This is a genomic window from Hydrotalea sp. (assembly GCF_049968455.1).
Taxonomy (GTDB): domain Bacteria; phylum Bacteroidota; class Bacteroidia; order Chitinophagales; family Chitinophagaceae; genus Hydrotalea.
Genome location: NZ_JBMFQT010000036.1, coordinates 1 through 1212 on the forward strand (window position 1 = coordinate 1; position 1212 = coordinate 1212).

A 1212-nucleotide genomic window follows, 5' to 3' on the forward strand; every position below is an offset into this window, starting at 1 on the left:
AATACGAAGCAATAGTTCCAACGGAATAAGCAAATAACTTGCCCATTGCCATTTATGTACAAATTCCAAATAATCATCAAACTGCGTTTCACTCATTTGTGAACCTACGATTAAACGGTACAAATCATCGGTTAAAATGAAGGTTTGGCTATAAAACGTAATGAGTAATTGAATGAAAATAATTGCCGAAAAATAAAACCAATTTGAATAACGCATTATATTTAAACTATATCTATTTCAAAGAATTGATTTGATTTGAAAATCAAGTGATAAATTTGCAAAAGAACATATACTAGTACGAAAATGACTATTAAATTTATTGGAGTGATTTGCAAGTAAGTTAAAACAGATAGGATTAGCAATAGAGTTAAACCAACAAAGAAGTATATGTCTGAAAATTTATATCTAATAATGATTTTATTTTCGTCAGTTTTCATTTTTATATGTTTTGTTGAATTCCACCAGTCCATTTTCATATTTAGATTAAACTCTTTTGAGGGAAGATTTATAGTGATTTCTTCATTACCTTTCAATGAATATTTTTCGTTATTAACATTAATGTTTAATGTTCTTAAAGGAAAAATACCTTTTCTTGAAATTTTTATATTTTCCATTTTGTTTTTTTTAAGATTATGAAATAAATTTTGAAAAAAATAAATAATGGGAAGCAAGCCAAATTAAAACCCTCAATTACATTATGTGATTCTTTATTTTAATTTTTTAATAGAAAGAGGCTGTAAAAAATTTATTTACAGCCTCTACAGGCTTGATAGGTTATTCCTTCCAAGCACAAACAATACTTGCGATTCCCATCCCTAAAGCAGTTGGTCCGGCAATTGCTAATCCAATTGGGCCGAACGAAGAGGCTACTCCTGCAATGAAGCCAGTTACAGCAATAAATTTGTTTGCCGTGGAGCTACATGGCGCTCCTCCTTCAATTACTACCATCTGATTGAAATGAATTTTTTTCATAGTCTAAAAAGTTTAATTGATGATAAAATCTTTCTACCTTTTTTGTAGAAAGTCATTTCTTAAAAAAATTACCTAAAAGAACTATTTGTAGTGTTCCTGCCTCTGCTATACAGTCCTCTGTTATTTTTTCTTTGGGTCAACAAAGGCAAAACATCCCGCCATTCGTGGCCACTAAATATGGTTTAAACACTTATTGTGTATATTTTAATTTAAAAATTTTCGTTGCTTAATTTGTTTGGC

At 29.4% G+C, this 1212-nt stretch carries 3 protein-coding genes; all 3 read right to left on the reverse strand.

Going from position 1 to position 1212, the window contains the following annotated elements:
• On the reverse strand, window positions 1–216 hold a 216-nt coding region (locus ACP5P5_RS13335), incomplete at its 3' end, for a hypothetical protein (RefSeq protein ID WP_428286608.1).
• Window positions 217–221: 5 nt separating this feature from the next.
• Window positions 222–614: a hypothetical protein gene (locus ACP5P5_RS13340; protein WP_428286609.1), complete on the reverse strand. Its 393-nt coding sequence runs from the start codon at window positions 612–614 to the stop codon at window positions 222–224.
• Between the two features lie 160 nt (window positions 615–774).
• A complete protein-coding gene (locus ACP5P5_RS13345; protein ID WP_428286610.1) occupies window positions 775–972 on the reverse strand; it encodes a hypothetical protein in 198 nt (65 codons plus the stop codon).
• Between the last annotated feature and the right edge of the window lie 240 nt (window positions 973–1212).

Excerpts from the sequence above, each read along its gene's own strand:
- ACP5P5_RS13340 (WP_428286609.1), bottom strand. The coding sequence starts at position 614 with ATGGAAAATATAAAAATTTCAAGAAAAGGTATTTTTCCTTTAAGAACA.
- ACP5P5_RS13345 (WP_428286610.1), bottom strand. The coding sequence starts at position 972 with ATGAAAAAAATTCATTTCAATCAGATGGTAGTAATTGAAGGAGGAGCG.